Origin of the sequence: Prevotella pectinovora (assembly GCF_041323955.1) — a bacterium.
In the GTDB taxonomy this organism is placed as follows: Bacteria; Bacteroidota; Bacteroidia; order Bacteroidales; family Bacteroidaceae; genus Prevotella; species Prevotella pectinovora.
Genome location: NZ_JBGLIV010000001.1, coordinates 399,449 through 422,559, shown reverse-complemented (window position 1 = coordinate 422,559; position 23,111 = coordinate 399,449). Strand labels below are relative to the sequence as shown.

Annotated in this window: 16 protein-coding genes; 11 read left to right on the top strand and 5 right to left on the bottom strand. The window is 50.5% G+C overall.

Annotated elements, in window-relative coordinates:
* Positions 1-353: 353 nt before the first annotated feature.
* On the bottom strand, positions 354-1,001 hold the full coding sequence (locus ACDC99_RS01675) for a nitroreductase family protein (RefSeq protein ID WP_370755562.1): 648 nt from the start codon (positions 999-1,001) through the stop codon (positions 354-356).
* A 24-nt stretch (positions 1,002-1,025) separates the two neighbouring features.
* Positions 1,026-2,105 (bottom strand): FMN-binding protein, encoded by a 1,080-nt coding sequence (locus ACDC99_RS01670; protein WP_370755560.1) that lies wholly within the window; start codon positions 2,103-2,105, stop codon positions 1,026-1,028.
* Between the two features lie 416 nt (positions 2,106-2,521).
* Between ACDC99_RS01670 and ACDC99_RS01665 the strand changes: the two genes are divergently transcribed.
* From ACDC99_RS01665 to ACDC99_RS01650, 4 genes are all read left to right on the top strand, one after another.
* Positions 2,522-3,307 (top strand): DUF6249 domain-containing protein, encoded by a 786-nt coding sequence (locus ACDC99_RS01665; RefSeq protein WP_370755558.1) that lies wholly within the window; start codon positions 2,522-2,524, stop codon positions 3,305-3,307.
* Between the two features lie 35 nt (positions 3,308-3,342).
* Complete coding sequence (locus tag ACDC99_RS01660; protein WP_022317598.1) at positions 3,343-3,888, top strand: RNA polymerase sigma factor; 546 nt, start codon at positions 3,343-3,345, stop codon at positions 3,886-3,888.
* Positions 3,875-4,255, top strand: a complete 381-nt coding sequence (locus ACDC99_RS01655; protein WP_370755555.1) for a DUF5056 domain-containing protein — start codon at positions 3,875-3,877, stop codon at positions 4,253-4,255. Before ACDC99_RS01660 ends, ACDC99_RS01655 begins: the two co-directional genes overlap by 14 nt.
* A 145-nt stretch (positions 4,256-4,400) precedes the next feature.
* Complete coding sequence (locus ACDC99_RS01650; RefSeq protein WP_370755553.1) at positions 4,401-5,021, top strand: YiiX/YebB-like N1pC/P60 family cysteine hydrolase; 621 nt, start codon at positions 4,401-4,403, stop codon at positions 5,019-5,021.
* Positions 5,022-5,031: 10 nt separating this feature from the next.
* Here the strand turns inward: ACDC99_RS01650 and ACDC99_RS01645 are convergent, their stop codons facing one another.
* The gene (locus ACDC99_RS01645) at positions 5,032-7,134 is read right to left on the bottom strand and encodes a TonB-dependent receptor plug domain-containing protein (RefSeq protein WP_044072661.1); all 2,103 of its coding nucleotides are present in this window, start codon (positions 7,132-7,134) and stop codon (positions 5,032-5,034) included.
* 228 nt (positions 7,135-7,362) lie between these two features.
* Here ACDC99_RS01645 and ACDC99_RS01640 point away from each other — a divergent pair, with 228 nt between their 5' ends.
* The 6 genes from ACDC99_RS01640 to ACDC99_RS01615 all read left to right on the top strand — a co-directional run bounded on the left by ACDC99_RS01640 (position 7,363) and on the right by ACDC99_RS01615 (position 20,128).
* Positions 7,363-8,289, top strand: coding sequence for a magnesium transporter CorA family protein (locus ACDC99_RS01640; protein WP_022317594.1), 927 nt, complete (start codon positions 7,363-7,365; stop codon positions 8,287-8,289).
* A 236-nt stretch (positions 8,290-8,525) separates the two neighbouring features.
* Entirely contained in the window at positions 8,526-10,373 is a 1,848-nt protein-coding gene (locus ACDC99_RS01635; protein ID WP_370755551.1) for a DUF349 domain-containing protein, read from the top strand.
* Between the two features lie 101 nt (positions 10,374-10,474).
* Positions 10,475-13,702: a S41 family peptidase gene (locus ACDC99_RS01630; protein WP_370755548.1), complete on the top strand. Its 3,228-nt coding sequence runs from the start codon at positions 10,475-10,477 to the stop codon at positions 13,700-13,702.
* A 437-nt stretch (positions 13,703-14,139) separates the two neighbouring features.
* Positions 14,140-15,069 carry a bile acid:sodium symporter family protein gene (locus tag ACDC99_RS01625; protein ID WP_044079414.1) on the top strand — a complete coding sequence of 310 codons (930 nt, stop codon included), beginning with the start codon at positions 14,140-14,142 and terminating at the stop codon, positions 15,067-15,069.
* Positions 15,070-15,164: 95 nt separating this feature from the next.
* Entirely contained in the window at positions 15,165-17,381 is a 2,217-nt protein-coding gene (locus ACDC99_RS01620; protein WP_370755546.1) for a DUF5703 domain-containing protein, read from the top strand.
* Positions 17,382-17,395: 14 nt separating this feature from the next.
* Positions 17,396-20,128: an alpha-L-rhamnosidase gene (locus ACDC99_RS01615; protein ID WP_370755544.1), complete on the top strand. Its 2,733-nt coding sequence runs from the start codon at positions 17,396-17,398 to the stop codon at positions 20,126-20,128.
* Between the two features lie 348 nt (positions 20,129-20,476).
* Here the strand turns inward: ACDC99_RS01615 and ACDC99_RS01610 are convergent, their stop codons facing one another.
* Positions 20,477-20,821, bottom strand: coding sequence for a nucleoside-diphosphate kinase (locus tag ACDC99_RS01610; protein ID WP_082026266.1), 345 nt, complete (start codon positions 20,819-20,821; stop codon positions 20,477-20,479).
* A gap of 363 nt (positions 20,822-21,184) precedes the next feature.
* Between ACDC99_RS01610 and ACDC99_RS01605 the strand changes: the two genes are divergently transcribed.
* The gene (locus ACDC99_RS01605) at positions 21,185-22,057 is read left to right on the top strand and encodes a M15 family metallopeptidase (protein ID WP_370755542.1); all 873 of its coding nucleotides are present in this window, start codon (positions 21,185-21,187) and stop codon (positions 22,055-22,057) included.
* Positions 22,058-22,116: 59 nt separating this feature from the next.
* Here ACDC99_RS01605 and ACDC99_RS01600 read toward each other — a convergent pair whose 3' ends face one another.
* A complete protein-coding gene (locus ACDC99_RS01600) occupies positions 22,117-23,025 on the bottom strand; it encodes a Ppx/GppA phosphatase family protein (protein WP_370755540.1) in 909 nt (302 codons plus the stop codon).
* Between the last annotated feature and the right edge of the window lie 86 nt (positions 23,026-23,111).

Here is a 23,111-nt window from a genome sequence, read left to right as displayed (position 1 = left end):
TGGGCAGAATTTATGCCAAGCGGTTGCCCAAAAAGTTGATGTCGCAATATCCATATTCTTGTCATCCGAATACCATTCGTCTGATTTCCTGTCGCCTGACAATTTTTATCTCGTATTCAAACCATCCAGACAATCTGCTGACAGTTGCCAGGTAGTCAACTATCTGTTTATCAGTATATTACCACGAAAAACCAGATGGTCTGACAGTTTTTTTGAAAATTCTTGATTTTACTAAAAATCAGCGTTATGGGCAAGGTTTTGCCCCATTTGTTTCAGAATATAGAATTTGGAATTATGTCACTGTCAAAGTCAGGATGGGGCAAATGTCTTGGCACATCGCCTTAAGACGGGGTTCATTTACCCATGTCATAAGTCACCTTACTCTCGTCCCACTTGTCTTTCGGCTGCTGGTCGCCCTTGGGATAACCTATAACGATGGTGCTGAAAGGAACGAGATTGGAAGGAAGACGGAGGAGCTGGCTCATCGCCTTGCAGCGCTCTTCCGACGGATAGGTGCCGGTCCAGACAGCACCCAGTCCCATGGCATGTGCCTGCAGCAGGATATTCTCCGTCACGGCAGAGAGGTCTTGTGGCCAGAAGCCGCGTAGCCCGTCTTCGTCTTCTTCATATTTGCTCATGTCGCCGCACGGCACGATGGCGAGCGGTGCGTCTTTCGCCATAGAGGCATTAGGACACAGCCCGGCAATCTGCTGCAGCAAACTACGGTCTCTCACCACCACAAGATGCCACGGCTGACGGTTCATTGCCGTTGGGGCAGCCATTCCGGCATGGAGCAGCGTGTCTATCTGTGAGTCGGAGATGCTGGTGTCGAGATATTCCCTCACCGACGACCGCGTCATGATGTTCTGATATACTTCGGCGGAGGTGCCGCCGGTCTTCTCTACTGATTTCTCTTCCGACACCGTGGCAAGACGCACACTGACACAAAGGAGAGCGGCGGCAAGCACTACGTTGAGGAAGAATGATGATTTCATTTTCATATCTGTTTTTTGTTGACAAGTGGATTATTCTCCTTTCTGCGCCAATTTCAGCAATGTACCCATCGGACACACAAAACGACAATACGGACGCTGCACGAACAGCGACAGCACTACAAAGACACCGGCAATTATGATTACCGGCAGGGAAGCCTGATCCATGATGAAGGCAGAGAAGGGTTCGTAGTCGGTCCAGCCTGCCCAAGCGCCACTCCACAAGAGCAACATGAGTACTGCCCACAGCAGTTGTCTGAACGTGTCGAGGAAGCGCAACGTGGCAGCGCCAATCTTCAATTTATGAGGGATTAGTTGACCGGCAACCTGTTGCAGCGAACCGAACGGACAGACATGGGCGCAATAGTAGCTCTTCTTGCCGAAAAGAGGATATACGAACGCCGTGACGATCATCACCACCGGAACGAGAGTCAGCCATAGGTTCATGCCATTGGCAAGGAATCCCATCAGCGAGGTGTACGAAAGGAAACTGCCACACCAGAAACCGAGGACCACAACATTGAGCACCATCTGAACAAGCCGGTAACGGCGGTTCTTGACAAAGAGCGGCAGGATAGCGGCGAGGAGCACCACGATGAGAGCTACCACATTCTTCAGCGACAACACATCAGCAAGGGCTGGACCACGGTCTGCCTCCTGCTTCTTAGCCACAAGCTGCAGTCCGCGCTGCATATTCGCTATTATGGCATGCGACGAATAAGTGGCTCCCGAAACGGCATCTACCTTCATCGCCAGGGCTTCTCCAACCGTCTTGCCCTTCCACTTATCAAATAATGTGGCGGCATTGGCAAAGAAAGAGGGGGTCTCCTGATTGTCGAGAGCCCTGACGCTCTCCACCACACCGTTGCGGACGGTAATTTCAAGGGGCACGGTGCCGGCAAAACCCTGGATGTCTTTGCCAAGGGATGTGGTGTTTACCACCATACTTCCATCGTCGTTCGTGACGACGGGTCCTGCCGACAGACTGTCGGCAACTTCTGTCTTTTCACCGCCAAGCTGATTGCCCCAAATCTTGTTGCTGCGCAACACAGCTACCGAAAGGAGAATCATCAGACAAGTGACAAGACTCATAATCTGTTTTATCTTATTCATATTTTATTAAGTTGACGAGTTGATGAGTTGACGAGAAATCGAGTTGACAAAGGAAATTGCCTTACAATAAAGTCTGGACGAGACTCATCTATCCACATTGGTCTATCTATGACAGTAAACGTTTGCCAACTTATTATATTGTGACACGAGACATAAAAAAACGACGAAGAATCGGATTTTATATACCTTAAACCCATAATTCGCAATAGCCGCTATTGCTCTTTAAAAAGACAAACAAAATCCACTCTTCTACAAAACAAAATTCTGGCAAGTTCTAATGACCATTGTGGGGTAAATCACAATCAGCGATTTGGGTCAAAGCATTTTTTTTCATAATTTTGCAACTATTCCCCACCCCACTCCGTCTAACTGCTGAAACAAGACAAAACATCAACGAAACAAAAAACATAACGGATATGAAAAGAATTATAGCAACACTGATTATCGGCATGACATTGTCGGCTGCCCTCCCTACGATGGCAAGACACGGCAACAGAACATCGGCAACGAGCTCCGTAGTGAAACACAAGAATGCTGACGCCAGCGCAAAGAAAGATTCCGCTACAGCAATCGTGGCATTCAGCGACACTACCAACACGGACGACCAGGATGCTGCTCCTGATTCCGTGATAAATTACACACAGATACACTCGAACATGTCGGATGTGGCGAAACAGATGTTCAAAGATGCGATTATACCTATAACGATAGTGTTCATCATCTGCTTCCTCGCTCCGGTGGCAATAATAGGCCTCGTAATATATCTCATAGTGAAATCGCGCAACCAGAAACTGAAACTCGCGGAGATGGCGATAAAAAGCGGACAGCCGATACCCGACTTCGCGGCAAAGAACCAAGTTTCACGCAACGACTACCTGTGGTCGAAGGGCATAAAGAACATCTTCCTCGGCATCGGACTCACCGTGATGTACTTCATCCTCAACATCAATTTGCTGTGTAGCATCGGATTGCTCATCGCCATATACGGAGTGGGACAGGCGATAATAGCCAAGACAACCGGCGGAGGAAACATCAATGGAAACTTCTCCCAGCAAAACTTCAACGACCAGAGACAGAACGCACCTTATGCCGACAATGGCTATAACAATCCACAAAACGGATACAACCGGCAGAACAACGACAACCGGCAAGGATATGACAACGGCACTACTCAGAATGCCAACGACGAGAACATAGGATAAAGATACAACAACCCAAAGGAAAGGACTCTGACATCATGCCTGAATTGATGAATGACATAAAGCTCGTCACCCAGGTGGCGGTATTTGGCAACAAGCGGGCTTTCGACTCGCTGTTGCGCAAATACCAGTCGCAAGTGCGCCGCTTCCTGCTCAGCCTTACGCTGGGCGACCGGCAGCTCGCCGACGACCTGGCACAGGAGACGTTCATCAAGGCGTATGCCAACATAGGGAAGTTCAGAGGACTGTCATCATTCTCGACATGGCTGATGAGAATAGCCTACAACACCCATTACGACTATCGCCGCAGCCACCACCAGACGGAGGACATGGACACACCCTCTGTTGCGGCTCGCCATGCCGGCAATGACGACTGCACTTTGGGGATGGACATACTGAAGGCTCTCGCCACACTGAAACCTGACGAACGCACATGCATAACGCTGCAACTCATCGACGGACAGCCGATTGACAAGATTGCCGCCATAACCGGCATACCGCAGGGCACAGTGAAATCCCACCTGCACAGAGGCAAGGAGAAACTCACCACATACTTAAAAGACAATGGATATGAAAGAAGATAAAGACGAATTGCTGAAACGCTTTTTCTCAACGGCAAACCAGACGGTGATTGCCGACGAGGGATTCTCTGACAGGGTGATGGAAGCCATCGAACCTGCGGCTGACAAGAGGCTGAGGAGAATCTCCAGGATATGGACGGCGGTATGCTGGACAGCGGGCATCGTCATCCTGATATACATCGACCTGATATCAAACATCCACGAGTCTGCCACACACGCCTTTTGGAACTGCATAAGATGGATGACAGACATCATGCAGCAGTTTGATCCTGAACATATCAACCCATTGGTCTTCACACTGCCACTTGTTGCCACAATGGTCGTAGCAATATGGTGTCTGGCAGAGAACAAGAAACTGTCTGAGATTTAAGGTCTAATCGGTCATTAGGCAGTTTTATGTGTTTTTATGACTGCCTGGGGTTAACCCAGATCTTTAATTTCAACATTAGCAGATATCAAAAAAACAACTGATATAAAAGGATTCATATCCTGAAATAAAAATAACATTCAAGACGATGAAGAAGATAATTATCACCGCAACGGTCATGTGTCTGTCTATATGTCTGTGGGCACAGGGAAACAAGGGAATAACCGCAAGCAGACTTGCCGAGGGCGACCTGCTCTTCTGTGTGGCTGAAAGCGGCAACAACATAACTGACGTGACTACGGGACTTGACGGCAGACAGATCGACCATGTGGCGATTTATCATAATGCCGGAGGAAAGGGATTTGCCCTTGAAGCCATACACAAGGGAGTGTGTCTCACTCCTATCGACAGCTTCATGGCGAGACGCCATGTGGTGGTGGGACAACTGAAAGACACAGTCGGCGTGGCTCGCTCGGTGGAGAGGGCAATGCAGTTTATCGGTACGCCATACGACTTCAATTTCATGCCGTCGGACAGTGCGATGTATTGCAGCGAACTGGTGCAGAAATGCTACAGGAGCAGGGATGGCGAACTGGTGTTCAAACCGATTCCGATGTCGTTTCATGACAAGACGGGCACAATAACCGCCTATTGGAGGGATTATTATGCCCGTCAGGGATTGAAGGTGCCAGAAGGCGAACCGGGAAGCAATCCCGGCGACTTGTCGAGAAGCGACAAGATCGTCATTCTGGGCGAACTTCGGAAATAGGGTCGTTATACTACAGATTGACGTTAACCGCTACGCCGGCCATCACCCATGCACCTGGCTGGGGAATAGAACCGAAGTCGTAGTATTTCTTGGCAAACACGTTGTTTGCCTCTACATAAGCCTTATACCATTTGTCATTCCATGCCAGACGCACGTCGGTGACGGCATACGGCTGGTAGTGCTTCACTACGGCATTGCCTGAAGCATCGGTGGCGGTGAACTTGCCGTCGCGCTTCTGGAAACGGTATTTCACCGTCAGGTCGAGGTTGCGCCAAAGGTTGAGGTCGAGGTTTGCGATGAACTTATGACGCAGATACTCCAGTGTGGAACGGCTCTGGATATTGGCTGGCTCGTCCTTGTCTTGTGAGAGGTAGGTGTACTGCAGCGTGAGGTTCTTCACCACATGCTGCGCCGGGATGAGACGCAGGAAGTTGAGACCGACTTGTGCCTCGGTGCCTATGGTGTTTACCTTGGTGAAGTTCACTGACTTCCACACTGCCTCGTCGCCTTCGCTGCTGTCCCAGATCCAGTCTATCATGTTCTTGCAGCGGTTGTGGAACACGCTTGCGCTTGCCGTGATGCCGGCGCTGAGATATTTCACTCCGCCCTCAAAGGCTTGCAGTTCCTCCGGTTTCAGATGTTTGTCTGCCTTGTGGCCGCCTACGGAATAATATAGCTCCGTTGCCGCCGGCATGCGCAGCGATGTGTTGTATGAAGCATAGAACTTCACGTGGTCGCCGATGCGATAGCTGGCGTCAACGCCTGGATAGAGGCGCATGTTCATGTTGCTCCATGAGTTTTTCACTGCCACCAGTCCAGCCGAGAGGGTAAACCTTTCGAGCAGGATGTTGTGCTCCAGGGCGAAACTGATGTTCGTACGGTTCAGACCGTTGGTATAGTCGCGGTCGGTCTTGTGAACATGCTTGGGCTTGTCGAGCGGTTCGCCGAGCGTGGTACTCACGAGGTCTTCGTTGCGCAGCTCTGCCGAGATGGCGGTGCGGCCGAATGCCCAGTCGAAATAGGAGTTGAGATTCACACCATAGACGTCGGTGCGGTGATAATTGTAGGGAACTCCGTATGACAGTCCCTCTGGTTTTTTGCCGTCGTGACCGCGGAACCATTCAAAGCGGTCCATGTTTCTGTTCCAATATATAGAAGGTTTGAGGTGGAACTTGCCTCGCTTCGTCTCCGCCTGCACGGCGGTATACGTCTTGAAGGTATGCTCAAACTGATTGTCGGAGCCAGTGCCATAGAAGGTGTTAGAACCAAAATCGCGGGAACTCAGTCCTGCATGCCAGTCCACCTTGATGTCGCTGTCCTCATAGCCGCCCTGATAGAAAGCCTTTCCGCCATAGAAATCGCCGTTGAGCTTTCCAGCCTTGCTGCGGCTGTAGCCGTCGGAACGGGTGTAGCTTCCTGAAACGCGGTTGGTCCACTTGCCCGACGAGAGGTTGAGAGAGGCTCCACCGCTGAGGTAGCCGTAGCTTCCGCCGTCGATGTGGGCGGAAACGTTGCTCGTCTTCTCTTTCTTCGTCACGATGTTGATGGCTCCGAGCAGCGACGAGGTGCCGAACACTCTCCCGGCAGGTCCCTCGAGCACTTCAATGCGCTCTATGTCTGCCACATCCACCGGGAAATCGAAGGCGTTGTGTCCCGTCTGCGGGTCGCAGATGTTTATGCCATTGAGGAGAACTGTGATTTGCTCGTAGTTTCCGCCGCGGATACTGATATCGGTCTGCGCTCCAATCGGACCGCGCTGCCTCACATCCACGCTGGCGATGTATTTCAGCAAATCGTTAACACTTTGCACTGGCGCACATTGAATTTCCTTGCTGTCCAGTACAGTTACCATTCTCGCCGCCTGACTTCTGGTCAGCGGCGCACGTGAGCCCGTTACGCTCACTTCGTTCAGCATCACATCGCTCTGGGTGGAAAGGGTGTCAGGACGAAGCTCCTTGGTGCTCACTCCCTCTGCCTTGGCATGAGAGACTGTAGCAACGCTCAGAGTGCCGATGAGCACCACCTTGCCCAGGCATGCAAAAAGTGCATAGCCCTTGTGGGAGAAGCGTTTGAACTTCATTGGCTCGCACGATGCCATTGGTCTGTTGTACATAAAAATATAAAGTAAATTATTAAAAAACGGTTGCAAAGATACTAATTCGCCGCTACAACTCCTTGCTTTTTAAAAATAATAATGTAAATTTGCACACGATTTTTATCAATTCTATTAATTATGGACGATTATCACGCGGAAAATAAAGACTTGTAGGCGCAGGGACGGCAACGGCTCTCTCAGCAGAGACTCCTGCGCTTGATTGTTTACCAAGTGGAGGATTTATCGATGAGAACATACTGGAACTATACCGAAGGCCTGAAGGCCATCAAAGAATGGGAGCCCAACTGCTGGATACAAGTAACATGTCCAAGCGAGGAAGATCAGCAGATGCTGATCGACCGTTTCAACATTCCCGACTATTTCATATCAGACATCAGCGATACCGACGAGCGTGCCCGCTATGAGTACGACGACGGATGGATGCTTATCATCCTGCGTATTCCATACGTAAAGGAGATACGTTCGCGCACGCCATACACCACAGTGCCGTTGGGTATCATACACAAGCGCGATGTCACTATAACCGTGTGCTTCTATGAAACCAACATGATGATAGACTTCGTGAGCTATCAGCAGAAGAGAAGCGAGGGATTCACCGACTATGTTGACATGATTTTCCGTCTCTTCCTGTCATCGGCGGTGTGGTATCTGAAACGACTGAAGCAGATAAACAGCCTTATAGAGAAAGCCAAAAGAAACCTCGACAGAGAGGTGAACAACGAGTCGCTGATCGGACTGTCGAGACTGCAGGACTCGCTGACATACTTCCAGACATCAATCCGCGGAAACGAGAACCTGCTCGCCAAACTGAAGTTCAAACTGCAGGTGGACGAGCTGGACGCCGACCTCATCGAGGACGTGAACATCGAGATGAGCCAGGCTCGGGAAACGACGAGCATATATTCCGACATTCTGGAATCAACGATGGACACATATTCGAGCATCATCAACAACAACATGAACACCGTGATGCGTACGCTCACCTCGGTCAGCATCATCCTGATGTTCCCGACGCTCATCGCCAGTTTGCTGGGTATGAACCTCATAAACGGAATGGAAAACAACAAATACGGATTCCTCATAGCCCTCGTCGCATCTGTCATGATATCAGGAGTTTCATGGTGGATATTCCGCCATAAACGTCTTATTTAACAACGAAATATTAAAAATCATTACATAAATTAGGAAGTTACAATCTTTTTAAGTAAGTTTGCAATTCATTTTAGAGCGGTAATTGCATATCAACGGCTATAACAATTAGTATTATAATACCTTATTATATATTATAAGAGCCGAAGCATGGACCAAGGAAAAAGGCTACATGAAGCACTTTCCTGCCGCAAGTGTATTTATATGGAACCCCAATCACAAATTTAAAACGTGAAGTAATGGACTCTCAAGAAAAATCTCTCGAACAGACAATGGAAAACGAGAAGAATGTAGAAGTAACTCCAAATGAGGCAACAGCCCAGAAGGAACAGGTGGAAACAACCGACAACGCTGCCGAGGCAGAAAATGCCAGCGGACAGAGAAAAGTCTACAAGACCAAAGCGGAGGTTGTGGAAAGAATCAAAGAGATAGCTCATGCGGAGGAAATTCCGCAGAAGGATGAGGTGGATTATCTCAAAACCGTATTCTACAAGCTTCATTTCGCTGAGAGAGAAGCTGACATGAAGGCATATTTGGACGCTGGCGGTGACCCGGCATCTTATCAGGTGAAACCCGACGAGAACGAGAACGCGTTCAAGGCCGAAATGACTATCATCAAGGAAAGAAGAGCTAAACAGTTTGAGGAACAGGAAAAGCTCAAGCAGGACAACCTCAAGAAGAAGCTCGACATCATAGATAAAATCAAGAATATGGCTACCTCGCCGGAGGAAGCCAACAAGTCATACCAGGAATTCAAACAGCTCCAGCAGGAATGGAAGGAAATCAAGATGGTGCCTGCTGAAAACGCCAACGAGCTCTGGAGAAACTATCAGCTCTACGTGGAACAGTTCTACGACCTGCTGAAGCTCAACAGCGAAGCCCGCGAATATGACTTCAAGAAGAACCTGGAGATAAAGACAAAACTCTGTGAGGCTGCTGAAAAGCTTGCCGACGAAGACGACGTGATAAGCGCATTCCACCAGCTGCAGGAGCTGCACCAGGAATACCGCGAGAGCGGACCTGTGGCAAAGGAGCTGAGAGAGGGCATCTGGGCTCGCTTCAAGGCTGCATCTACAGTGATAAACAAGAAGCACCAGCAGCACTTTGAGGACATACGCGCCAAAGAGGAAGACAACCTCAACAAGAAGACTGAACTCTGCGAGAAGGTGGAGGCTATAGCTAAGGAGGAGAACAAGACTTCTGCCGACTGGGAGAACCACACCAAGCAGATCATCGAGATACAGACAGAATGGAAGACCATCGGATTTGCACCTCAGAAGATGAACGTGAAGATCTTTGAGCGCTTCCGTGCTGCTTGCGATGATTTCTTCGGACGCAAGTCGGCTTACTTCACACAGATGAAGAAGGAATTCACCGAGAACGCCGAGAAGAAGAAGGCTCTCGTGGAGAAGGCACAAGCTCTGAAAGACAGCACTGAATGGAAGGCTACAAGCGACAAACTCATCGCTCTGCAGAAGGAATGGAAAACTATCGGAATGGTACCGAAGAAATACGGCGACCAGTTATGGAATGACTTCCTCGCAGCATGCAACCACTTCTTTGAAGCACGCAACGCCGCCAATGCCGGAGCACGCAACGAGGAGCACGCAAACCTGGACAAGAAGAAAGCCGTGGTGGAGAAACTGAAGGCTCTGCTCGAGAACCCTGTTGACGACACACAGGCTGAGGTTCGCAAACTGACTGAAGAGTATAACAGCATCGGTCACGTGCCATACAAGGAGAAGGACAAGATCTTCAACGAATACCACGAGGTGCTCGACAAGATTTTCAAGGAACTGAACATCTCTACAGCCCGTCGCCGCCTGAACAACTTCAAGACAAACCTGAAGAATGTGGCTAAGCGTGGCGAGGATGCTCTCGACAATGAGCGCACAAGACTGCAGCGCCGTGCCGAACAGATGAAGCAGGAGATACAGACCTATGAGAACAACCTCGGTTTCCTCAACGCTTCAAGCAAGAAGGGCAACAGCCTCATCGACGAGATGAACCGCAAGGTGCAGAAGCTGAAAGACGATCTGGAACTCATCAAGCAGAAGATCAAGGCCATCGACTCTGAAGAGAAATAAAAGAGAAGAATACAAGCTAAATAAAACATCCCAACCAAGCACAAACGACTTCGGCTGGGATTTTTTCATGAATTATACATATTAACTAAATCAATACAACCATGAACAAACTTATTTTAGCGACTCTCCTTGGCGCCTACGGCCTTGCAGCACAGGCTCAGGACAACCCGCTATGGATGCGCCACCCGGCAATCTCGCCCGACGGCAAGACTATCGCCTTCTCATACCAAGGCGATATCTTCACCGTTCCGTCAAGCGGTGGCACGGCGAAACAGATTACCTCCAATGCGGCTTTCGACTCCTACCCAGTGTGGAGTCCCGACGGCAACCACATCGCCTTCGCCTCTAATCGAGAAGGAAGCATTGACGTGTGGGTAATGGATGCCAACGGCGGTATTCCCAAACGCGTCACGACCAACAGTGGCAGCGAATATCCTCTGAGATGGAAAGACAACTCTACCATCATGTTCAAGGCTTCTATCATGCCAACAGCCAAGTCTATCATCTTCGCAGGCTCCTACCCTCAGGTATACACTGTAGGAATGGATGGCGGACGTCCGAAACTGTTTTCCGACATCACCATGGATGCCCTCGACATCAACGCCTCCGGAGATGTGCTCTACATCGACCGCAAGGGCTATGAGGACGAATGGCGCAAGCACCACCGCTCGCCTATCACTCGCGACGTATGGCTCAAGAGCGGCGACTCGTTCAGGAAGCTGACTACATTCGACGGTGAGGACCGCGACCCTGTGTGGTCTGCCGACGGCAAGTCGTTCTACTATCTGAGCGAACAAAGCGGCACTCTGAACATATACCATCGCACTCTCGACGGCAAGGAGACACAGATAACCAATCATGAGAAGAATCCGGTGCGCTTCCTTTCGGCAGCCACCGACGGCACTTTGTGTTATGGCTACGACGGTGAGATCTATACCGTGCGCAAAGACGGACAGCCACAAAAGACTGCCATCAGGATTGCCGCCGACACCGAGGGAAAGGAGCTTATACGCCAAATCAGAAACTCTGGAGCATACAACATCAAACTGTCGCCTAACGGAAAGGAAATCGGTTTCGTCATGCATGGCGATGTTTATGTAACATCTATAGAATACCGCACCACAAAGCAGATTACAAACACTCCTGAGCAGGAACGCTACATCGACTTCTCGCCCGACGGCCGGACCATCATCTATGATTCGGAGCGCAATGGTGTGTGGCAGATCTATGCCACTACAATGAAGAACAAGGATGAGAAGCAGTTCGCTTACGCTACTGAACTCGTGGAAGAACGTCTGACACAATCCGACCAGACTTCATTCCAACCTAAATTCAGTCCCGACGGCAAGCAGATTGCCTTCTGGGAAAACCGTGGAACCCTGCGCGTCATGGATGCCAAAGGCAAGAATGTGAAGACGGCGATGGACGGCAAGTTCGTTTATTCTTACAGCGACGGCGACATCGACTTCACATGGAGCCCCGACAGCAAATGGCTGCTCTCTTCATACATCGGTGTGGGCGGATGGAACAATTCAGACATCGCTTTGGTAAATGCTTCCGGCAACGGCGAGATTCACAACCTCACCGAGAGCGGATACAACGAAAGCAATGCCAAATGGGTGCTCGACGGAAAGGCGATGCTGTTCTGCAGCGACCGTGCCGGCTACCGCAGCCATGGCAGCTGGGGCGCAGAATACGATGCCTATCTCATGTTCTTCGACCTTGAAGCCTACGAACGCTACCGCATGAATAAGGAAGAGCGTGCGCTGGCAAAGGAAAACATGACCGAAAAGGAGAAGAAGAAAGAGGAGAAGAAGGAAGAAAAGGAAAAGAAGGAAATGGAGAAACCGGAGGCAAAGGAAATGGAGCCTCTGAAATTCGACCTCGAAAACTGTCGTGACCGCATCGTACGACTCACCGTCACTCCTTCGTTCCTCGGCGACATCCTGCTCGACAAGGATGGCGAGAACATCTACTACAATGTGGCGTTTGAGAAAGGCATGGACCTGTGGCACCGCGACCTGATGACCGGAAACACGGAGCTGCTGATAAAGAACGTGGGCAATGGAGAAATGATGTTCGACAAGTCTTATAAGGAAATCTATCTCGCTGCCGACGGAGGCATCAAGAAGGTGACGCCACAGAGCAAAGCCGTGAAGAACATAGAGTTTGAGGCTCAGTTCAACTACCAGCCATACAAGGAGCGCGCATATATGTTCGACCACGTTTGGCGACAGGTGAAAGACAAGTTCTATGACAAGAACATTCATGGAGTTGACTGGGAGGGCTACCGCAAGACTTACGAACGCTTCCTGCCTTATATCAACAACAATCACGACTTCCAGGAGATGCTGAGCGAAATGCTCGGTGAGCTGAACGCCTCGCATACCGGTGCAAGATACTCCGGCTCATGGGCTTCATTGCAGACTGCAAGTCTTGGTCTCTTCTTCGACGAGGACTATACCGGCGACGGACTGAAGATTGCCGAAGTGATAAAGGGCAGCGAAATTGCCTGCAAACAGACTGACGTGAAGTCCGGATGCATCATAGAGAAGATTGACGGCACGGAAATCAAGGCCGGCATGGACTACTTCCCGCTGCTCGACGGCAAAATCGGCAAACCAGTACGCCTGACAATCCGCCCGAAGAGCGGACGCTCATTCGATGTAACGACAAAGGGAATGTCGATGAACGCCGTTGACGACCTGCTCTACAAGCGTTGGGTTGACCGCAACCGCCAGCTGGTAGACAGTCTGTCGGGTGGTCGCCTCGCCTACGTACACGTAAGAGCGATGAACAGCGAGAGCTTCCGCACCGTATACCGCGAGCTCCTGAGCGACAAGAACCGCAACCGTGAGGCTGTCATCGTTGACGACCGTCACAATGGTGGAGGATGGCTGCACGACGACCTGTGTACTCTGCTCAACGGCAAGGAATACCAGAATTTCATGCCACGAGGCAACTATATCGGCCGCGACCCGTTCAACAAGTGGACAAAACCTTCGTGTGTGCTCATCTGCGAAGACGACTACAGCAACGGCCACGGATTCCCTATGGTATACAAGACTCTCGGCATCGGCAAGCTCATCGGTACTCCAGTGGCAGGCACAATGACTGCCGTATGGTGGGAGACGATGATCGACAACACCATGGTATTCGGAATTCCGCAGGTGGGATGTATGACTCTCGACGGAAAATATGCAGAGAACACTCAGCTGAACCCTGACATCACCGTATATAACACACCGGAGGATTTCCTCAACGGCAATGACCGACAGCTGAAAGCAGCCATAGAGGAAATGATGAAGCAGATCGGCGAAAAGAAATAAGACTATATCCCCAACGGCAATCAGGCCGTGATAAAAATAGGGGTTAATCATTAGAATAGGAGGAAAAAAGAAATGGTTTTCCTCCTATTTCCTTTTGCCGCAAATCTGTCGGCGGGTACTGCTCCAGAATTTCAACTCAAATCAGTCATCAGGGACTGCAAGCAGTTATAAAATACTACCATTGAACCCAAATCGGTCATTAGGGCTTGCTTGGATTTTGATTTTTTAGAAGGATGGATTTTGTTTGGCTTTTAATGAGTAATAGCGAGCTATTACTCATTAAAAACAAGCAAAAGACGCCTTATAAAAAGCAAAAGACTGCAAGCAGTTATAAAATATTACATTGAACGGCCTAATGACCGTTTTGGGTTGAACGGTCTAATGACCGTTTTGGGTTCAAGGAAACAGACATGACAAACTTAAATACACATACAACAATGACGAAACGCATTTGCGACTTCATCGCAAAGAATATGGGACTGATAGTACTCGCCATCGGAGTGCTCTCGGTTGTTTTCCCAACCCCGCTCGGCAGCATCGACACGATATGGATAAATCCGCTGTTGGGAGTGGTGATGTTCGGCATGGGACTGACGCTGAACCCTACCGACTTCAGGATTGTGTTCAGCCGACCTAAGGATGTCATCATCGGATGTCTGGCTCAGTTCACCATCATGCCGATAACGGCATGGCTCCTCACTCGTCTGTTCCAAATGCCTGAGGACTTGGCGCTGGGGGTGATCCTCGTCGGCTGCTGTCCCGGCGGCACGGCATCTAACGTGATAACATATCTGGCGAAAGGCGACCTCGCCCTGTCTGTAGGAATGACGGCGACGTCTACCCTACTCGCTCCTTTTCTCACTCCGATAATAACATGGCTTCTTGCCGGCACCTTCGTTCATGTGGATGCCGTGAGCATGTTTTTCTCCATTCTACAGGTTGTCATCCTGCCCATACTTGTGGGCTTCATGATACAACGGTATATGCCAGAGTTTACAAAGCGGGCGGTGGCTTACCTGCCGGCATTCTCGTCGTTGACAATAGTGTTGCTCGTTGGTATCATCGTTGCACACAACGCCGGGAAACTGCTCACCTGCGGACTTCTCGTGATGCTCGTAGTGATGCTCCACAACATCTGCGGACTGACCTTGGGCTACGGCATCGGCAGACTGCTCCGACTGGAGCACAAGAAGTGTGTAGCCATCTCCATAGAGGTGGGTATGCAGAACTCCGGCCTCGCCAGTTCACTCGCCACCCTTCATTTCGCCGCCTACCCTCTCGCCACTATCCCTGGCGCCGTATTCAGCGTATGGCACAATATCAGCGGAGCGATAATGGCACGGGTATATGGCAGAAACGAGAGATAAGAAACCAAAAGACCGCAAGCTGTTGTAAAGCTATACATTACAAAAGTCTATGTCACTCGTCCTCATTATATAACTAAAACGAGGAAACTACTCTAATGATGATCATCATATCGAAAAAGAGATTGGCAGCGGCGATTGCATTGCTTTGCACTCTTATTCCCACAACACAGGGCAATGCTGCAAACAGGACAAAGACAGACTACAAACCCCAGGACTATGTGTGGACCTCACAGAGCGAGAACTCCGCAGGGTCGATGCCCTGCGGCGGACATGATGTGGGGATGAACGTGTGGGTGGAGAACGGTGATGTGCTGTTCTATCTTTCGAAGAGCGGGATGCTCGACGAGAACAATACCCTGCTCAAAGCAGGACGCTTCCGCTTGAAAATCGACGGACAGCCGTTCAGCGGCAACAGTTTCGAACAAAGGCTATCACTCGACGACGGCGCCATATATATCAAAGGCAACGGTACAAAGATAAGAATCTGGGCGGATGTGTATCAGCCGAAAGTGTTCGTGGAAATCATTTCCGCACAAAAGCGAAACGCCACGCTGAGCTATGAGTCGTGGAGATACAAAGACAGACTGGTCACCAAGGCGGAATGCCAGCAGGGATCATACAAATGGAACATACCGAAAGACTGCACCACCTTTGCCGACTCCATCAAAGCCGGCTATAATACTCTGGACTTCTGGCACACAAACCGCAACAACACCGTATTCGACTATACCGTGGAGAGGGAAGGACTGTCGGAAATAAAGGATGAACTATATAATCCTATCGGCGGACTGAAATTCGGCGGAAACATCACGATGCCCGGCTTCAAGTTCACCGGCACGTCTACCGGCACCTATGCCTCCACAGATTTCAAGGCATGGAACTATACCGCCACAGATATCAGACAAGCCACCGTCAGCATCGACCTTTATACCGGAGATACGACAGTCAAGCCCCTGTCGGCAACGAAATCAAAGACACAGAGCGCAAAGTGGTGGCACCAGTTCTGGCAGCGCAGCCATATCATTGCCGAAGGCGAAGCTGCACGCATGGCTCGCAACTACGAACTCTTCCGCTACATGCTGGGCTGCAATGCCTACAGCGAATATCCCACGAAATTCAACGGTTCGCTATTCACCTTCGACCCCGTCTTCGCCGATTCTAAATGCCCCTTCACTCCCGACTTCCGCAAATGGGGCGGCGGCACCATGACGGCACAGAACCAGCGCCTCGTATACTGGCCCATGCTCAAGAGCGGCGACACGGACATGATGGCGGCACAGTTTGACACATATCTGCGGATGCTGCCAAACGCCACACGACGCACCCGTTTCTATTGGGGACACGACGGAGCATCGTTCGCAGAGCAGATAGAGAACTGCGGACTGCCCAACCCCACAGAATACGGCAAGCACAAACCCGGCGACGACCCGGGAATGGAGCGCAACGCATGGCTGGAATACCAGTGGGACACGGCATTGGAGTTCTGCTCGATGATGATGCTGGCGCATGAATACAGCGGCATGGACATCACGAAATATGAACCAATAATACGACAGACACTCACTTTCTTCGACGAGCACTACCAGTATATTGCCAAGAAGCTCGGGGTGAAACCTCTCACTGGCGACGGCAAACTGATGTTATACCCATCTTCGGGCTGCGAGACCTACAAGATGGCATACAACCCGTCGAGCGTCGTGGCCGCCCTGCAGACAGTCGCCCGACAATGGACTGAATACAATGGCGACAGCCTCAACGGCATCATGAAGCGCATTCCCGAAATACCGCTACACACCATTAGCGGCGACACCTGCATCGCCCCGGCTATAGTATGGGCAAGGATACAGAACATTGAGACACCTCAGCTATATCCCGTATTTCCATGGAGGATATACTGCATGGGCAGAGACAATCTGAATATCGGCCGCAACACATATCTGAAAGATCCTCACGCTGTGGAAATGAGAGCCACCAAGGGATGGAAACAGGACAATATCTGGGCTGCCTGTCTGGGACTGACTGACGAGGCATTACGCCTGAACAGCGAGAAGCTCACCGACGGACCTTACCGCTTTCCTGCCTTCTGGGATCCCGGCTACGACTGGGCTCCCGACTGCAACAAGGGCGGAGCATCGATGATTGGTCTGCAGGAAATGCTGCTACAGGAGAAGCCGGACGGCGAACTGCTGTTCTTCCCGGCATGGCCACGAGACATAAACGCCAGATTCAGACTGAAAGCCACTGGTGGACGCACCGTAGAGGCTGAAATCAGAAACGGGAAGATTGAGAACAAAAAAGTATGGAAAGATTGAATAATCCAAGGTAAATGAGAAAGACCACTATAGCAACACTTCTGGCATTGGCAGCCCTTTCGGCAGAAGCCAAGATAACGATAACCGGAACATCATGCAACTATCAGAGGGAACTGGCAGTCAGCCAGGGCGATGTAAGATTCGGTTGGAAGATGACGTCAGATGCCGTCAACGACCGTCAGAAAGCCTATCGGATAATCATCACCGAGAGCGTTACGGGCAAGACTGTATATGACTCCGGCAAAAGGAAATCTGCCGAAAGCCAGAACATCACCACACCTGATTTGCCGGCAAACAGACACGGATACGAATGGCAGGTGAGGGTATGGGACAAAGACGGGAAGCCTTCGGAATGGAGTGCAAGACAGAAGATACGCATCGTACCAGCTTCTGCCGACCTGTCTGCCGGCGGCATCACTCCAAGATGGATTGGCGCCATAACCAAAGCCGACGCCCGTCTGCCGGAGGGCAGATTCTCTAACGCGGAATTCAAGAAAGACTATTTCAAGGAGAAATGGAACGCCGTAGACTCTCTTTCGTCAAGGAGCATAATCATGAGGAAGGGATTCTCCAACGACGGCAGGACGGTGACGGATGCCGTGGCATACGTCAGCGGCATGGGCCACTACGAGATGCGCATCAACGGCAAGAAGGTGGGCGACAGTGAATTTGCACCGCTATGGAGCGAATACTCCAAGACCGTATACTACAATACCTACGACGTGACTTCTCTGCTCACCGGAGGTCACAATGCCATAAGCCTTCTGCTCGGCAACGGATTCTTCAACGTGCAGCGTGGCAACAGATACAGCAAGCTGATGACCAGCTTCGGTGCACCGCAGATGATACTGCGACTGGAGATAAACTACAGCGACGGCACAAGTCAGACGATTGTCAGCGACGGGTCGTGGAAATATGCCCTCAGCCCCATTACCTTCAACAGTATCTACGGCGGAGAATCGTTCGACGCCAGACTGACACAGAGTGGGTTCGACCTCCCCCACTTCGACGACACGGAATGGAAAGATGCCGTGCTGACGGAGGGAACGGACGGAAAACTCAGTCCCCAGACGGCACCGCCTGTGAAGATTATGGAGCGCTTCGCCATCAAGGAGTGGCATTATCTGCCTCTAGACTCCGTAGCACCGGCATCGGCAAAGACCAAGCGCAGCGTCTCTCCTCACACCTTCATTGCTGACATGGGACAGAACCTTGCGGGATTTCCTGAAATCAGAGTGAAGGGAAGACCTGGACAGAAAGTGACAATGCTCGTGTCGGAGAATCTGAACAGGCAGGGTGTGTGCGACCAGCGACAGACGGGCCGCCAGCATTACTACGAATATACCATCGGCAGCGACACCACAGAGACATGGCATCCGCACTTCTCTTATTATGGTTTCAGATACATACAGGTGGAGGATGCCGTGCTCGAGGGCGAACCAAATCCTGACAACCTGCCCGTGATTGCCGACCTCAAGAGTTGCTTCATATACAACTCTGCCGAAGAGGGTTCAGAATTCGAATGTTCCAACCCGCTGTTCACACAGACCCACCGTCTGATAGAGCGTGCCGAAAGGAGCAATATGCAGGGTGTGCTGACGGACTGTCCGCACCGCGAAAAACTGGGATGGCTGGAGCAGGACCACCTCGTGGGACCGAGTCTCTTCTACAACTACGACATGACGACGCTGACCCCGAAGATAATACGCGACATCACGGATACGCAGAAGACTGACGGAATGGTGCCTACCACAGCACCGCAATATGTGTCGTTCGGAAACCTCTTCGATGATTCTCCTGAATGGGGAAGCACTCTGCTGATAATGCCGTTCATGTATTATGAGCAGTATGGCGACTACTCCATCATCACCCGCAACTACGAGGCCATGCGCCGCTATGTGGACTATCTCACGGGGCGCGCAAAAGACGGTATCGTGAGCCACGGACTGGGCGACTGGTACGACGTGGTGGAGGGCAAAGCCGGATTCTGCCACAACACACCGATACCGCTCGTTGCCTCGGCTCACTATATCCTCGACCTGCAGCTGCTGACAAAGGCTGCCAAGATGACCGGAAACAAGGCTGACGTGGAGAAATACTCCAGGATATACGATTATGCCGTGGCGGCATTCAACCGGGAATTCTATAAGGCTGACTCCTGCTATTATGGTTCCGGCAGCCAGACATCAAACGCCCTGCCGCTCTTCCTCGGCATAACGGGCAAGAACAAAACGGCGGTGCTGCAGTCGCTGATTTCTGACATCGAGAAGCACGGCAACAGATTGACGACGGGCGACGTGGGCAACAGATACTTGTTTATGACACTGGCTGCCAACGGCAAGGACGAACTGCTATACAAGATGCTCAACCACTACGACACTCCGGGCTATGGTTTCCAGATAAAACAGGGAGCCACGACACTCACAGAACAATGGGACCCTCGCCAGGGATCATCATGGAACCACTTCATGATGGGGCAGATTGACGAATGGCTGTTCAAGGAGATTGCCGGCATACGCAACATGCCTGGCACCAATGGCATGCGCCACCTTCTCATCTCCCCCACCCTGCCTGGCGACCTGACATACGTGAAGGCTCACACCACGACGCTCTACGGCAAGGTTTCCGTATACTGCTCCGCCGACACCATCACCGTAGAAATCCCCGTAGGCTGCGACGCCACCATACAGCTCGCCAACGGATTCAAGAAGAAGGTGGGCAGCGGCAAGCATTCGTTCGGATTATAATATAGATAGACCATTGAAAATAGGACAGTAGTGACAGACGGATTGGAGATTTTCCAGTCAGTAATTAGAAAATGTCTAACTCATCAACTGCATCAAAAAACTGACGGAACCGGATGTCTCCAGGGAAAGGAGAAGCATCTGGTTCCGTCATTATTTTTGCCTGTCTGACGAAAGGGGCCCAACAGGGAGCGTAAACTCCACCGTCAGTAAAACGTAACAATAAAAAATAATTAAAAAATTAAATATCGTCAGAAGCATATAATTTGGATAGCAGACCCGGTTTCCTATCGAAGAACTTGTCGATGCGGAAGAACCGTATTCCACTTTGTCGCTGCGTCCTCAAGAGAATCATGCGCAAGCACGATACACTCCAGCCAACTCATGCGACAAATGTTCCGAACAGACCACGGAGCTGCTTTGCATCCATTTGACTCTGAAAGAATGTCCACAGCCAACGCTGCTTCTACACTCTTCAGACATACTGCCACGACAGGCGGGGTCCCTGGCGCGCCTGAAGAAACTCTTGCCTGCGAGATGGGAATAATGGCCGTCAGAAATCTTTTCGTCGGGCAGCATCATCTTCAAACCGCAGATCCGCAGCACCTTCTTATAGAAGACACTGAGAATTTCTCCTGCTAAACCTCGCGACAAAGCACTCGGTCTTAGCAAAATTAAGGTTTTTTCTAATGCCATAGATTTAAAGTTTACTAGAATTAAAGTTATATCTATATTTTATATACTAAATTAAGATACTAAGTCATTCGGGGTGTAAAGGTAAGAAAAATTATCCAAACAATATCGTTTATAGAACAAAAATGCCTCTGTTAGCGAAAAAAAACATATATTTGCAGTATTCCATGCCGTAAGACAAGGCATAAATACGGTATCACACACAGTAAGCTGCCGACTCCGAAGAGCGAAAGGAAACGCCAGACAGGAGCTTTCACTACGGCAGCAAGACAACCACCAAACGGTCATTAGGCCGTTAAGGTATATTTTTAATAACTGCTTGCAGTCCCTAATGACCGATTTAGGATAAAAGAACTTCACGACAATATGAAAGACAATCACAGTTTTCCCAACAGAAGACCATCCACCATCACTACGGCAGCTACGTTTGTTGCCATTTGCCTCGCCACTGGATTTGCCTATGCAAAGCAGACAACAAACCTGACGGACGACGCACGACAGGCTACATCAGTAGAGGCGACAAACCTGACGGACGGCAACCAACAGACAACATCCATAACGGAAAAAGACCAAAGGCCCGGAGGAGAGAGAACAGCCCTAAAGAACTGGGAGGCAGGCAAGACGATAAGCAGTCTGACGCTGCGAGGCTACGACCTGAATAAATGTTTCATGAGCGAGCCCATTCCAGACCGCGTTTTCGAGAGGATGCAGGGCAAATCGTATAAGAAAGGCTGCACGGTGAGCCGTGAGTCGCTGCGCTACGTGAAGGTGCTGCATTGGAACGACAAGGGCAAGATTTGTCTGGGAGAACTGGTGTGCCACAAGAGCATCGCCAACGACTTGGTGGAAATCTTCGAGACACTCTTCGCCAAGAAATATCCCATAGAGAGGATGGTGCTCATTGACAACTATGACGCTGACGACCTGAAGTCGATGGAGGCAAACAACACGTCGTGTTTCAATTTCAGATATGTGGCCGGCACGAAGGTGCCTTCAAACCACAGCTACGGCAAGGCAATCGACCTGAACCCTCTGTATAATCCATACGTGAGGAAGGGGGCGAACGGGAAGAAAACGGTAAGTCCTCTGAGCGCACGGCGATATGCCGACCGCTCAAAGGACTTCAAATATAAGATTGACCGCAACGACCTTGCCTACAAGGAATTCAGGAAGCGTGGCTTCACATGGGGAGGCGGATGGAAGCGGTCGCAGGATTACCAGCATTTCGAAAAGAAATAGTCTGAAAGACTAAGGGCATGCAGCATGAAAGCATGTGGCAATAAAGCCCCGTCTGGTGGTTATCTCTCCGTTCCCAATCCGTCAACGATGCTGTCGGCAAGACTGATGTTCGGCACATGAATCCTGTCGCACCCCAGTGCCTCGGCAGCAGCCACATAGATGTCGGCAGCCGGAATGATTACGTCGGCACGGTCGGCCTTCAGTCCATATTGCTCTATGCGCTCCTCGATGCTGAGTTTGCTGAGTTTGTCGCGCATATCCTTTATCTCGCTCACGAGAATCTCCTTCGGGTCTTTCTTCTGATGTGTGAGTTTGAAGAGCTTGTTGATGTTTCCTCCCGAACCGATTATCCGGATATCCGGAATCTCATTGGCATATAGCGAGAGGTCTGTCGTCATCTCGTCGATGTCAGCCTGCGACACCTTTCCGCTGAGCATTCTCAGCGTACCGATGTTGTACGACCGGCTGTGGGCGAGCATTCCGTTGTGGAGGAGTGAAATCTCGGTACTACCGCCACCCACATCAACGTATGCGAAATCGCCGACGTTGCAGTCGGTGTTCTCCACGATGTTGTTGCAGAGCAGACGCGCCTCTTCCTGTCCCTTTATTATCTCCACCTTGATGCCGGTCTTGCGATAGAGGAATCGCAACACCTTCTCTCCGTTTTCTGCGTCGCGCATTGCCGAGGTGGCACAGGCGCGATAGCTCACCACATCGTTAAGCTTCATTATCTGCTTGAATGCCTTGAGCATATATAGCATCTTATCCTGGCGCTCCTTTGATATCTTGCCAAGAGAGAACACGTCTTTTCCCAGACGGAGTGGCACACGCATATACATCACACGCTTGATGACGGGGTCACCGATTCCGTCTTTTCTGAAGAAATTCTTTATCAGCAGTCTCGCACCGTTTGAACCGATGTCGATGGCTGCCATATTGAAGGAGATGTCTCCCAGTTCGTAATTCATATATTATATCTTTTAAATTGTCCGCAATGATAAAAGTATTTCATTAGTCCGCAATGATGAAAACATTTCATTAGTCCGCAATGGCA

Excerpts from the sequence above, each read along its gene's own strand:
- ACDC99_RS01670 (WP_370755560.1), bottom strand. The coding sequence starts at position 2,105 with ATGAATAAGATAAAACAGATTATGAGTCTTGTCACTTGTCTGATGATT.
- ACDC99_RS01650 (WP_370755553.1), top strand. The coding sequence starts at position 4,401 with ATGAAGAAGATAATTATCACCGCAACGGTCATGTGTCTGTCTATATGT.
- ACDC99_RS01640 (WP_022317594.1), top strand. The coding sequence starts at position 7,363 with ATGAGAACATACTGGAACTATACCGAAGGCCTGAAGGCCATCAAAGAA.
- ACDC99_RS01625 (WP_044079414.1), top strand. The coding sequence starts at position 14,140 with ATGACGAAACGCATTTGCGACTTCATCGCAAAGAATATGGGACTGATA.
- ACDC99_RS01635 (WP_370755551.1), top strand. The coding sequence starts at position 8,526 with ATGGACTCTCAAGAAAAATCTCTCGAACAGACAATGGAAAACGAGAAG.
- ACDC99_RS01615 (WP_370755544.1), top strand. The coding sequence starts at position 17,396 with ATGAGAAAGACCACTATAGCAACACTTCTGGCATTGGCAGCCCTTTCG.
- ACDC99_RS01665 (WP_370755558.1), top strand. The coding sequence starts at position 2,522 with ATGAAAAGAATTATAGCAACACTGATTATCGGCATGACATTGTCGGCT.
- ACDC99_RS01600 (WP_370755540.1), bottom strand. The coding sequence starts at position 23,025 with ATGAATTACGAACTGGGAGACATCTCCTTCAATATGGCAGCCATCGAC.
- ACDC99_RS01620 (WP_370755546.1), top strand. The coding sequence starts at position 15,165 with ATGATGATCATCATATCGAAAAAGAGATTGGCAGCGGCGATTGCATTG.
- ACDC99_RS01645 (WP_044072661.1), bottom strand. The coding sequence starts at position 7,134 with ATGTACAACAGACCAATGGCATCGTGCGAGCCAATGAAGTTCAAACGC.
- ACDC99_RS01675 (WP_370755562.1), bottom strand. The coding sequence starts at position 1,001 with ATGAAAATGAAATCATCATTCTTCCTCAACGTAGTGCTTGCCGCCGCT.
- ACDC99_RS01605 (WP_370755542.1), top strand. The coding sequence starts at position 21,185 with ATGAAAGACAATCACAGTTTTCCCAACAGAAGACCATCCACCATCACT.
- ACDC99_RS01660 (WP_022317598.1), top strand. The coding sequence starts at position 3,343 with ATGCCTGAATTGATGAATGACATAAAGCTCGTCACCCAGGTGGCGGTA.
- ACDC99_RS01610 (WP_082026266.1), bottom strand. The coding sequence starts at position 20,821 with ATGGCATTAGAAAAAACCTTAATTTTGCTAAGACCGAGTGCTTTGTCG.
- ACDC99_RS01630 (WP_370755548.1), top strand. The coding sequence starts at position 10,475 with ATGAACAAACTTATTTTAGCGACTCTCCTTGGCGCCTACGGCCTTGCA.
- ACDC99_RS01655 (WP_370755555.1), top strand. The coding sequence starts at position 3,875 with ATGAAAGAAGATAAAGACGAATTGCTGAAACGCTTTTTCTCAACGGCA.